The organism is Paenibacillus sp. J22FR21 (assembly GCF_056269135.1).
On record NZ_JBWDNJ010000003.1, the window covers coordinates 876,265 to 892,174 of the forward strand.

Sequence of the window (15,910 nt, forward strand, 5' to 3'; positions counted from 1 at the left end):
AGAAAAAGATTGACAAGTGACTGTCCGGTGTTGAGAATATTATATATCGTGACTTATCGGTTTTCAATAAAAACGATGAGTCACAGCCTCAACAATAAGGATTTCATGGAGAGAAGGTAGAACGATGTCAGCACCAACAGCACCAACATCATCATCCGAGTTTTCGATCAAGACCATCATCGCACCGCTAATGGCGGTAATCGTCGGCATGATCATGGTTATTCTGGACAGCACGGTCGTAAACGTAGCACTGGCGAAATTCCAGACCGAATTTGACGCTACAATTAACACGGTCCAGTGGACGTTCACAGGCTATACGCTTGCCCTGTCAGCTGTAATTCCCCTCGCCGGCTGGATGACCGATAAATTCGGCTCTAAACGAATATTCTTGATTACCATTGCGTTATTTACGATAGGTTCCGTGCTTTGCGGAGCTGCTCAAACGGTTGAACAGCTTATCGCGTTCCGTGTCATTCAAGGACTCGGCGGCGGTATGGTTATGCCAATTGGTATGGCGATCATTTTCCGTCTTGCACCGCAGGAGAAACGTGGCGCTGTTATGGGCATGCTCGGTATCCCGATGCTGCTTGCGCCGGCGCTCGGACCGATTCTCTCAGGCTGGCTGATCGAAGCGGTATCTTGGCACTGGATTTTCTTGATTAACCTGCCGATCGGTATTGTCGGTATGATTGTTGGGGTCAAATATCTGCCGAATTTCGCGCAAAACAAAGCGCCTGCCCTTGATATCATTGGGATGATCCTAGCGCCAATCGCGTTCGCATCGCTTGCGTACGGCGTTAGTGAAGGCGGCCGCACTAGCTGGACAGCAGACAATACGTTAACGGGTTTGATCGTCGGCGGTATTGCCTTGCTCTTGTTCATCATCGTGGAGCTTCGTCACAAACAACCGCTTCTCGAATTGCGTGTGTTCCGTTCCTCGGACTTTACACGCGGCACACTGCTTGTGTGGATCGTTCAGATCGCATTGTTCGGCGCTATGATTCTAATGCCGGTATTCCTGCAAACGATTCGTCATTATTCACCGCTCGAAACGGGTGTTATTATGCTTCCACAAGCGATCGGTTCGATGCTCTTCATGCCGATTGGCGGACGTTTGTTTGATCGAATCGGCGCTCGTCCGCTTGCGCTGGTCGGCCTTTCACTTGTAGCCGGAGCGTTGTTCCTGCTTCATAACATCAACGTGGATACGAAGCTGATCATGATCATTATCCCGCTATTCATGATCGGATCGGGTATGGGCTTAGCGATGATGTCTCTGAACACGCATGTGCTGAACTCCGCACCGCGTCATCTCGTTTCCCGTGTTACGCCGCTCACGACGGCAGCACAACAAGTGGTCACGTCGTTCGCGGTTGCCGGTCTGACCGGCTACATGACAACACGCGCGGCCGATCATATGACGGCAGGCGTCAATCAGATCGAAGCTGCAGTTAACGCCTACAGCGATACGTTTATGTTATCATTCGGTCTGGCCATCTTCGGCGTTGCGTTCAGCCTTATTCTTCGCAAACCGAAACCTCAGAAAGACATTGCAGGTACCGAGCAGGTTGATCCCGCTATGATGATGGGGCACTAATCGTAACTCGTAAACCATCCAATTCCATAACAAAAGCTGCTCCTCATCGTCGCGAGACGATGGGGAGCAGCTTTTTAATTCCTTACATATTTGCGCGCTGCGTCATTGGTTTCGGCTTGCGAACCGTAGAGGAGCGTTCGATCATGGTTACAAGTCGGTAGACGACATCGGCAAGAATAATGCCGGCGAACGCATCGAAAATGACGTGCTGTTTGATAAAGAAAGTGGAGACGATAATAATCGAAGACATGCCGTAAATCAATGTCTGGTTGATGCGGTTACGGAAGCTGCTGCTGTACAGAGCTTTCATCACCATGTAGCTGGAGAAGCAGTGAATGCTCGGGAAGCAGTTGAATGGTTCATCTCGCCCATACACATAACCCAGCAGGCGGGTAAATGGATCGGTTCCGACCAGTTCCGGCCTTGGTACAGTCGTTTGGAAGACAAGGTAGATTCCATAACAGATCAGTGCGCAAACCACATACGTGATGAGCGAGCGTCTGTATACGGCAGGGTCCTTTATGAAGAAATAGACCAAACACAAATAAATATAAAATATCCAAACGGAATAAGGCAGTACGAAAATTTTGACGAGCGGAATCGCTCGGTCCAGATCAGTCACCAGGCTGTAGACTTGGGCGCCGGGTCTATTCGTTAAAGCATATAGCCAGCCCATAATCGGAAAAACAAGCATACTGATCAATGGCAGAAAACGTTTCATTGGATCCTCCCCTGAAAAAAGCATGAAGATAACTCTAGCAACTCATCTAGCAATCTTGTAATAATAAGATATTGTGTTTGCGGATGCAAGCACTAAAAGCATACAAAAATGTGAGGCGGTTCATGAATGGTCAAAATTGCTCTGGTCGATGATGATGTACATATTCGAGAGTTGGTCAGACTTTATTTAAGCGACGAAGGTTTTGATATTGTGGAATTCGCAAATGGTGAAGAAGCATGGCTCTATGTCAAAGAAAATGTCGTGGACATGGTCATCATGGACATTATGATGCCGCGAATGGACGGCTATGAATTATGCAGGAAACTTCGGGAATCGGGTGATATGCCCATTCTAATGATAACAGCCAAAGGAGAATCCGAAGAGAAAATTAAAGGCTTCCAGCTTGGCACCGACGATTATGTGACAAAGCCGTTTGACCCGATGGAGCTCGTCGTCCGGGTTAAAGCACTGTTAAAGCGATATCGGATAACCGCTTCCCAGATGGTCACGATTGGGAGCATCGTGCTGGACAGGATCGGCTACCAGGTTATTTTGAAGGATACGGACACGGCGGTCACCATTCCGCTTAAGGAATTCGAGCTGCTATACAAATTGGCGAGCCACCCCGGACAATTGTTTACGCGGGCAACTTTAATCGAACAGATATGGGGCTTCGAATATGAGGGCGATGAGCGGACGGTGGATGTACATATCAAACGTTTAAGGGAACGCTTTGCAGAATATGAAACAGCGTTCCGAATTGTGACACTTCGCGGACTCGGCTACAGGCTAGAGGTTCTCAATGATTAAGTCGCTATATGTCCGTACGGTGTTGGTATTCGTCGGAGTTGTCATTGCGAGCTTGATCTTTGCCTTCTTCTTGGCTACGAGGCTATACAGCACCAACATTAAGGAGCTGGGGGAAGAACAGCTGATTGAAAGCGGCAAACGAATCATCATGATGATTCAGAAAGCGCCTGAAGCCCAATCTGCCGCCAGCTTGGATGAAGTAACGAGCAATATCGTGCTGATCCCGGTATTCAAAGTGAAAATCGTCGACGAACATGGCGTCGCCGTGAAATACGGCAATGAGATCGACCCGAGCGCGGAATTTCCGGTTACATCCGAACAATATGAGCATGTCATTAAAGGCGGCATTTTTAGAGGTACCGTTGAAGTGTTTCCAGGGGATAGACATGGCCCAGAGACTGCACTGATCGGACTGCCATTCGAATTTCACGATCATGCTTACGCTTTGTTTATTTCGCCCGAACTTAATGAGTTGCTGGACGTCTTTCGCCGCGTGATGCTGACCGTTCTATTCAGTGTACTTGCGATGGGTAGCCTGCTAATCCTGCTTGCCTCGCGTTTCATCGTCAAGCCGCTGCAGCTTTTGACGCGCGCGACCAAACGGATGGCGCAAGGCGACTTCGGCATCAAGCTCCAAACGAAACGTAAAGATGAGATCGGCGTTCTGACCGCCAGCTTCAATGAGATGGCGAAGTCGCTCCGTATGCTGGACCAGATGCGCTCCGACTTCGTGAACAATGTCGCGCATGAGTTTCAGTCGCCCCTTACATCCATTACCGGATTCTCGAAAGCGCTGCGGACGAAACCGATGGATGAGGAAGGGAGACAGCATTACTTGACCATCATCGAAGAGGAGAGTCAGCGACTTGCAAGGCTAAGCGCGAATTTGCTGCGATTATCCGTCCTCCAGCAGGATCAAGGACCGGTACATCCGACCTCTTATCGATTGGATGAGCAAATTCGCCGCATCATTATTGCCAGCGAGCCGCAGTGGAGCGTTCGCGAGATCGATTTCGAGCTGGAACTTGAAGATTTGACCATTCAGGGGGACGAGGATAGTTTGGATCAGGTGTGGCATAATTTGATTAGCAACAGTATCAAGTTCTCACAGGATAAGGGCTGTATTGGGATTAGGCTGCAACGAGTCGGCGAGATGGCTGTAATAACGGTACGAGACCATGGAATAGGAATTCCACCGGAGGAGCAGCAGCAAATCTTCAACTCTTTTTACAAAGTGGATAAATCAAGGGATTATGCTGTTAAAGGAAATGGACTGGGCCTTTCAATTGTGAAACGAATTGTCGATCTGCATCATGGCGAAATTGCTGTCACAAGCCTACCGGGCGTAGAAACGGTATTTACGGTCTGGCTGCCGCTGGATGTTGGGGGCATAAGTCGTAAATTGTAATGTCCAGTACATATTCAGTTCAAACTTCTCCTGTATAATGATCTCCAGATAGAGAAAGAGGAGAGATAACATTCATGAGTTGGTTAAGTCGATTCAGTCTCAAGAACAGTGTAGCAGTCGTTATTCTCTGCTTGATGGTGCTCGGATTTGGTTTCTTCTCCGCCACGCAGATCAAGCAGCAAACCTTCCCGGATGTGGAATTTCCGGCCGTATTCGTACAAGCCGTTTACCCGGGTGCATCAACGGAAGAAATCGAATCCGAGGTTACGAAACCTGTCGAAGAAAGCTTGCAGGGGCTTAAAGGTTATGACGCCTTAACGAGCACCACTTCCGAGAATTCCGCAAGCGTCATCCTTCAATATCCTTTCGGAACGAATATGGATGATAAGGTAAAGGATATTGAAGCCGCAATTGCTAAGCTTCAAACACCGGAGAAAGCCAAATTAACGATTCAGCGTCTGAATATTAATGCGGCGCCGATTTATGAAGCAGCGATCTTCTCATCGAAGGACGATCCGGCTGCGTTGCAGAAAGTGCTTGAAGAGCAAGTGGTACCGAAGCTGAAGAAAGTGACCGGCGTAAGCGCGGTTGAGCTGAAAGGTGTCGTGTCTCAAGAGCTTCGCATCGAAGTCGATAAAGATAAAGCCGCGCAGCACGGCATTTCACTAAATGCGATCCAAACGGCCATTCAGCAGCTGGAATATGCACTGCCGCTTGGTTCGGTAAGTCAAGACAGTACATCGATTCCGATTCGTCTTGTCGGTAAATTATCGCAGCTTCAGCAAATCAACGATCTTGAACTGAGTGCCGGAGCTTCGGGACTTGGCGGCGGTGCTGCCGGTGCGCCAGGTACAGGCGGACAAGCACCTGCGGCTAAAGTTAAGCTGTCGGATGTGGCTAAGATCACGACAGTATCCACCCAGAACGAAATCACTCGTTTTGACGGCCAAGCGAGCTTCGTCGTACAAATCGTGAAGACACAGGATGCCAATACAGCAGAAGTATCCGATGATGTGAAAGAAGTATTGGAAACTTACAAGACCAAAGCCAACCTTGATATTCACCTGATTCAAGACCAAGGCGCTGAAATCAAGAAGTCGGTTTCCTCGCTAATTCGCGAAGGACTGTATGGTGCGCTGTTTTGTGTCATCATTATATTCCTGTTTTTACGCAATATACGGGCCACATTGATTTCGATCATCTCGCTGCCGATTTCGATCTTCGCAACGATTGCGTTGATGAACGAAATGGGTTATACCCTCAACATTATGACGCTCGGCGGTATCGCGGTATCGATCGGCCGGATTGTGGATGACAGTATCGTCGTTATTGAGAACATCTACAGATGGCGCCAAGAGAAGGGCCGCGATATGAACGGCAAGGAGCTTGCCTACAAAGCGACCAAGGAAGTTATCGGCGCAGTCGGCTCCTCCACAATTGCAACAGTAGTCGTGTTCTTACCGCTTGCTTTTGTTACAGGTATCATCGGTGAGTTCTTCCGCCCATTCGCAATCTCGGTCGTAATCTCGATCGTCAGCTCCTTGCTGGTGGCGATGATGCTCATTCCGGTACTGGGCGCGAAATTCTTCAATCACATTAAGCCGCATAAAGAAGGCGGCAAGTTTATGGACTTCTACGAGCGACTGATTCGTGGCGCCCTTAAACGCAAAGTTCTGGTTTTGATTGCTTCAATTGTGATCTTGATTGGTTCATTCGGTACGATTCCGCTGCTTGGTGTAGCATTCTTGCCAGCCGGCTCCGTGCCTTCGATCGGCATCGAATTGAAGTTGCCGACGCAAAGCACGATTGAGCAAACGAATGAGGCTGCAGAGAAAGTTGAAGGCTACTTGAAGGATCTGAAAGGCGTCGACAATTATCAGGCTTCCATTGGCGGAGCGGATAATCCGTTCATCCAAATCGGCTCCACGGCGAACAGAGCGGCATTCACCGTTCAATTCGCGGAAGGAACGTCGATGGACACGATGATGGACGATGTCGGCAAAGATTTGAAGGTATTGATTGATAAAGAAGTACCGGGTGCGACGGTTAATGTCAAAGAAGGCGAGCAGAACGGCCCGCCAACGGGTACGAGCGTGGAAGTAAGCTTGTATTCCGAAGATATGGCGGCACTCACGACAGCTTCGCAGCAAATTGAGAAGCTGATGACCGCGAATACAGACATGAAAGATGTTACGAATAACTTGAAGGATACGACGCCAAAATGGGTCATTTCGCTTAATCAAACCGCAAAGGATTTGAACGTATCTGCGTTCCAAATCATGGGCGCTGTAAACGAGCAGCTGCGTCCGACAGATGTAGGCAGCTACTTGCTTGACAGCAAGAACTGGGATATTACGATGTCCTATGCGCAGCAAATTACATCCAAGGCGCAGCTCGAAGCGATTACGATTCCGACAGCAGGCGGCATGAAGCAGCTGAAGGATCTCGTGGAGCTGACGGAAACGATTGCTCCAATTGCGATCAATCATGAGGATGGCAAAATGTCCGCGAAAGTAACAGGTAACGTGAAGGATGCCAACAAGACGGCAGCTGTCACGAAAACAATCACCGATGATATCGACGGCTTATCGCTGCCAAGCAATGTAGAAATGAAAATCGGCGGCGGCCAGGATATGATCAACAGCGGCTTCCAAAGCATCGGTATAGCGATGGCAGCAGCGATCGGACTTGTGTTCTTGGTCATGAGCATGACCTTCGGCGGATTGCTCACGCCGCTGATCATTCTCTCCTCGTTGCTCTTCGTACCGGTCGGTTCCTTGGGCGCGCTTCTGATCACTGGCCAATCGTTATCGATGAGCTCCATGATCGGGATGCTGATGCTCGTAGGTATCGTAGTAACGAACGCAGTCGTCTTGCTTGACCGCGTAGAGAAGAACCGCAAGGATGGCATTCCGCTTCGTGAATCGCTTGTTGAAGCTTCGAAGACAAGGCTGAGACCGATTCTAATGACGGCATGTGCAACGATTCTGGCACTTGTGCCGCTAGCTCTCTCGGAATCGACAACAAGCCTGATCTCAGGCGGACTTGCGATTACCGTAATCGGCGGTTTGACCACGTCGACGCTGCTTACGCTGATTGTGGTACCGGTCATTTATGAATTGACAGGTAAGCGTCGCAAGATTGAGAAGGAATTGGATCTGTAGGGTTTGGGGACGGAGCAGTAACGGAGCGGAGCAGGTATTACTACTGCTCCGTTTTTTTTTTTGCGTTCTTGTTCGCGACCTACGCCACCACCGCCTCATTCTCGCTGGCTCTCACTCCCTTCGGCTCACACATAGAAACTCTAACGAACCGTTTCAACCCAATTAGCGTCTCTACGGTTCGTTAGATTTTTGAAGGAGCAGTTGAGAGTCGCCAAATGAAACATTCGACGCACATACTAACCTCCAATTCCCGATCCAGCAGTTGAAAGTCGCCAAATTGATCTCTCAGCGTCCAAACTAACATCCGCCCCCGATCTGCCACACGGTTCGTTAGATTTTCAAGTGGTCTATGGGTAGTGTGCGCAACACATGAAGGAGTTAGTTTCGATGTTATCTATTATTGAGCTTGTGAGCGAGGCTAGGCGTATGGAGCGGAGGTGGAAATGGTTAGTTGGAGTGACAAGAGTGGATATTCCGTGGTCGTTATCGGAGTGGAAAAGTGGGCAGAGTGGGAGGGAACTATGGCTCAGACTCAAATAAAAGAAGCTGAGCGCACGGATAACCGTGTTCTCAGCTTCTAACCATTTAATGGGTTACTGTTACCGCCTGTTTCTGCGTTGCGGCCGTCTGGTTCTTCATCCATCGCTTATTGACGAGCGAATGAATAACGAAGAACAGCGCGGATGCAGTCGCTGTAATAACAGCCAGCCAGGATACCGGAGTCAGCTGGCCGATATCGTACAGATGGCCCATCATGTATGGACCGAGGACACGCCCCGCGGAGCCGATGCCACCGGCAAGTCCGAGGTAGAACGGGGCTTGTTTGCCGCCGTTTTCACTGAGGAATGCAGGAATCGCCGGCGCAATCAGCATCTCACCGAAGGTGGTGAGCACCATCGCCAGCACCATGCCCGGAAAGCTGTGAAACATGAGAATGGCAGCATAACCGGATAGATAGAACAGTGCGCTGGTCGTCAATTGAGCAGTAATAGTTTGCGCTACTAATCGTTTAATCAACCCAATAAGCGGTTGTGCCACGAAGATTAGAATACCGTTCAGCGTCCACAGGTAGCCGAACATTTGCTTCGGAAGCCCTTCGCTGATGATGAAGGGTGAGACTCCGGTATTCCAAATGCTGTTGCCAAGATTTAGCAGCATAGCACCTACTGCCATGAACAGATACACACGCACATCTAGCAGCAACGCCCAGGCACTTTCATTTTTTGGAGATAGTCGCTTCATCTTGACCGCAGCCGTGTCACTGCCAGTCCCCACTTGCTTCAAGTAGAACAAGAAGAAGATGGCGAATACGGCGGATGTTACGCCATTGCTTGAGAAGCTGAGCGAGTATGAAATATCGGCGAGAAAACCGCTGAGCGCGGTTCCAATCGCGACACCGATATTGTTGGCGACATAGACGATATTGAACAGCTCACCGCGCTGATCTGCGAAGCGGAAGCCGATGAACGCTTGAATGGCCGGCATGGACAGTGCGTTGAACAGTCCGATCAGCCCCATCATCGCGATAAAGACAGGCCAATTATGACTGAGAACAGGCAGCAGCAGCAAGCCTGCCGCATTGAGTGCCAAAGCACCGATGATCAGCTTCTTCACGCCAACCTTGTGATATAGTGCGCCGCCGAGCAGCTGTCCGGCGATGCCGCCGATCGATTGAATAAGAATGACAAACCCAGCATCGGTCATGCTGCGACCGAGCTCATCGAAGACAAACATCGTCACAAGCGGCCACATCAGCGCGCTTCCGATGGCATTGATCAGACTGGCAGCGAGAAAAACTTTGATTTCCTTCGGGTATTGATTAAGTATGCGCATAGATGTGTTCTCCTGTTGGATTAAAAGTAGACAAGCCTCTATTATAAGCCATTGTGGCAGAAAGAGGCAGTTGGTATTTTATATAAAAAATTGCTAAAGAAGTTTGAGACTAGTTTACAGCATTAAATTTCCAGATTATGCTTGTTTCAATTCGACATAGGTAGAAAGAACTAACTCTAAAGAGGTACCACAAAAAAATGGTACTTATCTACGCTAATCCTATGGTACAAAATGGAACTATTATATGGAGCGAGTTCGACACTCCCCAATAAACTGGAGGTCGTAAATAGAACGATGAAAATATTCGAAAATATCTTTTACTTAATACTTACCTTAATTGTAATCGTCTTTATTGCCGGCTTGGTGTTTTTTGGATTTATCGTGCATGCTTTTGTATCCGACTCGAACGATCATGTCAGTGAGGATATAGTTAAAACGCGAACGAAAGATTATTTGTATGAAACATTTGGACAAAGGTTTGTAATTGATCACTTAGAGTACAATTATTACGGCGGAAGTCAACGTTTCATAGTTGATACACATCTTACAGACAAAGAACTGCCATTAGAACTTACTGTAGCTCTTCATGAAGATAATGGCCCGATACACATTGATAACTGGGATATCCCAGCAAAGACAATTATATCCTTAATGGAGAATGAAGTAGAAAAAACATTTAAAAGTGAAGAAGAGATTGAATTTGACCATTTAATTGCTGTCAAGGCTGAAATACAATATTCAGGAGATTACGAAGAGGAAAACAATTATGGAGGAGAAGTGGATTTTTCGAAGTGGTATGACCGATTGGATCGACCACAAGTGAACCTTCTCCTAATCGCTCCCAATACCAAAGCCAAAGAACTCTATAAGGAACAGCTCCACCAATTAAAATTGAAGTTGAATACAGACGATCACTTCTTTGACATCTCGCAAATGCAGCTGATCGTCACTTCCGACAAGCAAGCGCTTCAGAACGATTCCACATACGACGAGTTATTAGCAAGCTACTCCAACAACCAGCGTTACTCACTCCAAGATTAATTAGGCGCCTGCAAGCGCCAGCTCGAAGGCGACACCCCAATGTATTTCTTGAATACCGTTGCAAAATGCTGACTGGTCTTATAGCCGAGGTCGAGCGCGACTGCCGTCACGTTGGCGCCGGGCTGACGAAGCAGCTCGCAGGCGCGGTTGATCCGTATCCGGTCCATGTAGTTGGCCGGCGATTGGCCGTGCAAATTGTGAAACAGCCGATAGAAGTGCGACTCGCTGACGCCTGCGAGCGCGGCGAGCTCCTTATTGCTCCAGCGACGCTCGGGTGCGGCGTCGATTTGGGCGGTAAGCGCAAGCATCGCTTCTTTCAGATCAAGCGGAAGCTGGCGGGAAGGAGCGGGAGGATAGAGCAGCTGCAGCAGGATATCGACCAGATGATGGCGCACGCGGAACGCCGCGCTGCGTTCTTCTGCTTCCAGCAGGCTGCGGAGCTTATAGAATTGCTCGCGCACGCGGCTGTCTACGGAAACGATACGGGGCAGCTGCAGCAAGGCTTGATGGATTTGATGCCGGTCTTCATCGCTAAACGACAACCAGCCAGGATAGTCGGCGGGATCGCGTAAGATGAACCACCAGATACTGCATGGCTCGATAAAATTCAGGCGTGCGCGATGCCATTCACCTGGGCGGGTATGGAAGATTTGTCCCGTAAAGGAGGGATAGTAATCGCCATCGACTTCCCAAGTCACCCGGCCATTATCGACATACACAAATTCGTAGCAGCCATCATGTTGATGATCGGTAAGCGGGGAGGCTTCCTGGAAACGGTCATAGCCCAGCATCATAAGCTCGGGAAAGTCGATCCTACGATTGGCGGCATGATCGTTTATCTCCCAGCGAATCGCATCATTTCTGACTTTAGCCATATGGAATTGCAGCTCCATTCGTGTCTGAATATCTCTTATGTTTCTAATCCTATTTGATAGGTTTTCGGAAGTCAACGCCAGCAGCCATGCTCTACAATGAAAGCAGTTGCAACAACTACGATGAGAGTGAAAGAGGTGTCTTACGTAATGGGAGTTATTGATTACAACATTACCGAAGAGGATAAGAAACGCTTTAATACCGATGGCTACTGGATCAGTCCAAAGCTGATCGATGATGATACGATTGCACGGCTGCGTGATGCACATGAACGAGTATGGAGCAGAAAATATGACGGCCATGGCATGCCAATGCACCACTTCCACATGCAGGAGAATCCGTTCGCTCTGCGTAAATTTGACAATGGCTGGTGGATTAACGATGAGATCCGCTCCGTCGTAACCGACCGCAACTTAGGTAAAATGGCTGCTGAGCTTCTCGATGAGGAATCGATCCGATTGTGGCATGACCAGGTTATTTACAAACCGGGCACATCCGGCCAAGAAACGTCTGCAGGCAATGTGGGCTGGCATCAAGACTACGGTTACTGGCGCTGCAGCAGCACGGCCAATATGTGTACCGTTTGGATCGCTTTGCAAGATACGGATATGACGAACGGCGGGATGATGACGATTCTCGGTTCGCATAAGTGGGGAGCGGTAGAAGGCAGCGATACGTTCTTCGATCAAGACATGGGCAAGCTGAAGGCTAAGTTTGCAACGCGGGATTGGGTTGAGGAGCCGTGTATTCTGAAGGCTGGGCAGGCTAGCTTCCATCATGCGCTCACCTTCCATGGCTCAAGTACCAACTACAGCCCGGATCCAAGGCTATCTGTCGTTGCGCATTTGATGCCGGGCAATACGTACTTCCGTGAGCACAGTCAACGTCACCCTAATCTGATTCACCTAAGTGCGCGCCCGATTCCCGGAATGAAATTCGATAACGAAGAATTTTTCCCTACGTTATATTCCAAATCTTAAAACGGCATCCTATAGAACGACCGGAACATCCTTCGCGAGGCGGAGGAAGTCCGGTCGTTTTTTAATGTATAATGAGCTGGTGTCTTTTGTTAATATTCCGTTCACAAAGATGCTTTATTATGACACAAGGACATCAAGAAAAGGGGGCTTAACGGCTTGAAGCAGAAAGAAAGCAATAAAACATTGATTTTGATCGGGTTGATGATCGGGGTCATCTTCGCAGAGCTTGACGAAACGGTTGTTTCGACGGCGATGCCCACGATTATCCGTGATCTGGGCGGTTTAGCGCTGTATGGCTGGGTTGGCGGCGTCTATATGCTCGCCATGACTTCCTTTATGGCTGTACTCGGCAAGCTGGCCGATTTGTACGGTCGCAAGAAGATTTACTTGCTTAGTATGGGCTTATTCATTGGAGGCTCCATTATTAGCGGTTTGGCACCGTCGATGGAGGTGCTGCTCATTGGACGGGGCATTCAAGGGATTGGCGCAGGGGGACTTATGCCGCTTGCGATGGTCATCTTCGGCGATACGTTCCCGGTCGAACAAAGGGCCAAGATTCAAGGGATATTCGGAGCTGTCATGTTTATACCGCAGCTGCTCGGACCGCTCGTCGGCGGCTATTTTGCCCAGCATATTTCATGGCACTGGATCTTCCTCGTGAATATTCCGGTCGGAATTCTGGCTGCGATCATATTATCGATGGGGCTCCAGGAGACCAGGGTGGAGCGCAAAGTGAGTGTCGATTGGTTCGGGGCGATTATTCTTGTTGCCGCGTTAGTCAGTCTGCTTCTGACACCGGTGCTGCATCAGACAGAAGGCTATGGGTGGACAGAGCCTGTAATGCTCGGCCTCATGGCAGTCGGATTGGTTCTGCTTGTATTGTTCGTCTTCGTGGAATCCAAGGCGAAGGAGCCGATCTTGCCGCTTCATCTCTTCAAAAACCGTAATTTCGTTGTGCTGTCATCGCTCGTATTCGTCTTCATTCTCGCTGTAATGGGTGCACTTTCTTCGTTCCCATTCTTTGCGCAAAATGTGCTCGGACTGACGCCTACAGCGGCAGGCTACCTGACGCTTCCACTGATGGTGGGCGCAATCGCGGCAAGTGTAGTTGCGGGTCGGTTGATGACCAAAGTTCCTTACCGCAATATCTATGGGATTTCGTTTATTCTTCCGGTTATCGGATTCTATCTGCTGTCGACAACACATGTAGATACGCCAATTTATATTTTCGTCATTTACTTCATCATTCTCGGACTTGGTTTCGGTACCTTGTTCGGCAATCAGCTGATCGTACAGGAATCGGTTGAGAAAGAGCACAGTGGTATTGCGCTATCTTCCGTCACGCTCTTCCAATCCATCGGTATGACGATCGGATTCAGCTTGTTCGGCTCCGTACTCGCAGCTAACGTCACGTCCGGTTTGAAAGGCTTGGCTGGTTCCATGACGGCCGATCAAGCGGCGAAGCTGGGCGATATCTCGACGGGCGCGATTCCTGAAGGTATCGATCCTACGCTGCTTGAACAAATCAAAATCGTCTTCGCAGACGCTTTTACACACCTTTACTGGATCTCATTCGTGCTCGCGATTGTATCCTTCCTGATCTGCTGGTTCTTGAAGAAGGAAATACTGGTGACGAAGAAGGATGACGAAGCAGGGGCCAAAGAAAGCGTGATGGAAGCGACGATATGATAAAGCAGCTTGATCTCACGGATCCATCTGTTGCAGAGCAGCTGCTGGATGTTCAGCTGCCTTCTTACCGGATCGAGGCCGAACTTATCGGCTTCGATGGAATTCCCGGTCTTCATGACACGATTGAGAAGCTTGGGAAATGCCAAGAAACCTTCTTCGGCTGTTACGTTGAAGGTGAATTGGCCGGAGCGATTTCCTACAAATTGGAAGAGGATGGAAGCATAGTGGATATCCATCGACTCATTGTCCATCCGGATTATTTCCGCAGAGGAATCGGCGAAAGGCTGGTACAGTTTATACTGGATTCCTTTCGGAACCAGGCTGACTCATTCATCGTAGCAACGGGAGCCGCGAATACGCCGGCGAAGCGGCTGTACGCGAAGCTCGGCTTCGAGGCCGTTCGAGATGTGGAAGCGGCACCGGAATTATTCATAACGGAGTTCGTCAGAAGAGGAGATTGCTGAGCTGTTACAGCCGGCAATCTCCTCTTTGCTTTTGACATTGGCAGGGGAGCAAAGGATGACTTACAATAAGTGGGACTATTGGCGACGGGAGAGATGAAGCGGTTGAAACCTTCAAAGGCGGCACATGCTCCGCTTGCAAAACAAGGCGTAAGTGCATACTTTCTACTTGGCATTATCGCATTTCTGTGGGGACTTAATTACGCTGTCGTTCGGGTGGGCTTGGAGTCGCTCGATCCGATGTTATTCTTAGTGCTGCGTTTCGGCGTGTCCGCTATCCTCATGTTCGGACTTCTCCGGTGGAAGGAAGGGAGCGTAGGCATAAGTCCGGCAGATCTGTGGAAGTTCATTGCCCTCGGACTGATTGGCACCACGATGCTGGAGAGCTTCGTTGTGGTATCCATCGACTATACGACGCTTGCGAATTCTTCTATTCTCAGCATTGCACCTTGGCCGATCTTCGCTGCGATCTTTGCACCGATCTTTACGAAAGAGCGAATTAGGCGATCGCTGATCGGGTACGGTTTGGTATCCATGCTGGGTGTCATTCTGGTCATATTGGCCGGAGGAAGCTTCTCCCTTGATTCTGATTTGCTGCTGGGCAATTTGCTCGCTTTCGCCGTAAGCATCTGCGGCGGTTTCTATTCTGCTGCTTGTATTCCGGTGCTCAAGAAATATACGGCGCTGCGCATGACCACGTGGATGTTCAGCTTCGGTACGTTGTTTATGCTGCCTTTTACAACCAAAGCTTGGGGAGCAACCGATTGGACGGGCATGAGCTGGTCAACGATCGGGGCGCTGGCTTGCAATATTTTCGTCATTACGATCATCTGCTTCCTGCTGTGGAACAAAGTTATGCCTCAGATCGGCGCAGCAACGGCAAGCTTCTATCGGTATTTGACGCCGCTCGCGGCAGCTTTGTCCGGCGTGTTGTTCTTCCAAGAACCGGTCTATTCCGGTCAACTCGTTGGCGCTTGCCTGATGTTCGCGGGACTGATCGGCATCAGCCTGCCGGCCAGAACCAGAACAAGAGCCGGAGCCGGAACCGTGAAGCAGAAAGCCGGAAGCACCTTGAACTAGATCAAACCGAAGAACGCGAGCATAAATGCGCTCTCACCTGCAAATACTTTCATTACCGAAGCTGCCGGAGTTGTTCTATGCATGAACTAGATGTAAAATAGTTGAAGCATCAGGAGCTCCTTCAAGCAGCCATGGCAGAGCCGGTCAACCATACGCTCATCCTCACCTCCTTGTTCGTAAAGCTGATGCTTTGCGTGCATGGAGGTTTTCATGCTTTCTGTACTAACGCTTCAACTTAACCTCATAGAAGCAA

General features: G+C 49.3%; 12 protein-coding genes. 9 read left to right on the forward strand and 3 right to left on the reverse strand.

The window, feature by feature from the left end:
- Window positions 1-124 precede the first annotated feature (124 nt).
- The gene (locus tag AC0YNS_RS14465) at window positions 125-1,597 is read left to right on the forward strand and encodes a DHA2 family efflux MFS transporter permease subunit (protein WP_475781685.1); all 1,473 of its coding nucleotides are present in this window, start codon (window positions 125-127) and stop codon (window positions 1,595-1,597) included.
- 82 nt (window positions 1,598-1,679) lie between these two features.
- Here the strand turns inward: AC0YNS_RS14465 and AC0YNS_RS14470 are convergent, their stop codons facing one another.
- Complete coding sequence (locus AC0YNS_RS14470; RefSeq protein WP_475781686.1) at window positions 1,680-2,318, reverse strand: phosphatase PAP2 family protein; 639 nt, start codon at window positions 2,316-2,318, stop codon at window positions 1,680-1,682.
- Window positions 2,319-2,444: 126 nt separating this feature from the next.
- On the opposite strand from AC0YNS_RS14470, the gene AC0YNS_RS14475 reads away from it, so the two are divergent.
- The 3 genes from AC0YNS_RS14475 (at window position 2,445) to AC0YNS_RS14485 (ending at window position 7,700) form a co-directional block, all read left to right on the forward strand.
- Window positions 2,445-3,128 (forward strand): response regulator transcription factor, encoded by a 684-nt coding sequence (locus AC0YNS_RS14475; RefSeq protein ID WP_475781687.1) that lies wholly within the window; start codon window positions 2,445-2,447, stop codon window positions 3,126-3,128.
- Window positions 3,121-4,536: a sensor histidine kinase gene (locus tag AC0YNS_RS14480; protein ID WP_475781688.1), complete on the forward strand. Its 1,416-nt coding sequence runs from the start codon at window positions 3,121-3,123 to the stop codon at window positions 4,534-4,536. Before AC0YNS_RS14475 ends, AC0YNS_RS14480 begins: the two co-directional genes overlap by 8 nt.
- A gap of 74 nt (window positions 4,537-4,610) precedes the next feature.
- Window positions 4,611-7,700 (forward strand): efflux RND transporter permease subunit, encoded by a 3,090-nt coding sequence (locus AC0YNS_RS14485; protein WP_475781689.1) that lies wholly within the window; start codon window positions 4,611-4,613, stop codon window positions 7,698-7,700.
- 585 nt (window positions 7,701-8,285) lie between these two features.
- Here the strand turns inward: AC0YNS_RS14485 and AC0YNS_RS14490 are convergent.
- Window positions 8,286-9,533, reverse strand: coding sequence for an MFS transporter (locus AC0YNS_RS14490; protein ID WP_475781690.1), 1,248 nt, complete (start codon window positions 9,531-9,533; stop codon window positions 8,286-8,288).
- 294 nt (window positions 9,534-9,827) lie between these two features.
- Between AC0YNS_RS14490 and AC0YNS_RS14495 the strand changes: the two genes are divergently transcribed.
- Window positions 9,828-10,574, forward strand: coding sequence for a hypothetical protein (locus AC0YNS_RS14495; RefSeq protein WP_475781691.1), 747 nt, complete (start codon window positions 9,828-9,830; stop codon window positions 10,572-10,574).
- On the opposite strand, the gene AC0YNS_RS14500 is transcribed toward AC0YNS_RS14495, so the two are convergent.
- The gene (locus AC0YNS_RS14500) at window positions 10,571-11,449 is read right to left on the reverse strand and encodes a helix-turn-helix transcriptional regulator (RefSeq protein WP_475781692.1); all 879 of its coding nucleotides are present in this window, start codon (window positions 11,447-11,449) and stop codon (window positions 10,571-10,573) included. The genes AC0YNS_RS14495 and AC0YNS_RS14500 overlap by 4 nt on opposite strands.
- A 96-nt stretch (window positions 11,450-11,545) precedes the next feature.
- On the opposite strand from AC0YNS_RS14500, the gene AC0YNS_RS14505 reads away from it, so the two are divergent.
- The 4 genes from AC0YNS_RS14505 (at window position 11,546) to AC0YNS_RS14520 (ending at window position 15,657) form a co-directional block, all read left to right on the forward strand.
- Entirely contained in the window at window positions 11,546-12,427 is an 882-nt protein-coding gene (locus AC0YNS_RS14505) for a phytanoyl-CoA dioxygenase family protein (RefSeq protein ID WP_475781693.1), read from the forward strand.
- Window positions 12,428-12,583: 156 nt separating this feature from the next.
- Complete coding sequence (locus AC0YNS_RS14510; RefSeq protein WP_475781694.1) at window positions 12,584-14,116, forward strand: MDR family MFS transporter; 1,533 nt, start codon at window positions 12,584-12,586, stop codon at window positions 14,114-14,116.
- Window positions 14,113-14,580 carry a GNAT family N-acetyltransferase gene (locus AC0YNS_RS14515; RefSeq protein ID WP_475781695.1) on the forward strand — a complete coding sequence of 156 codons (468 nt, stop codon included), beginning with the start codon at window positions 14,113-14,115 and terminating at the stop codon, window positions 14,578-14,580. Before AC0YNS_RS14510 ends, AC0YNS_RS14515 begins: the two co-directional genes overlap by 4 nt.
- Before the next feature lie 102 nt (window positions 14,581-14,682).
- Window positions 14,683-15,657: a DMT family transporter gene (locus AC0YNS_RS14520; protein ID WP_475781696.1), complete on the forward strand. Its 975-nt coding sequence runs from the start codon at window positions 14,683-14,685 to the stop codon at window positions 15,655-15,657.
- Window positions 15,658-15,910 lie beyond the last annotated feature (253 nt).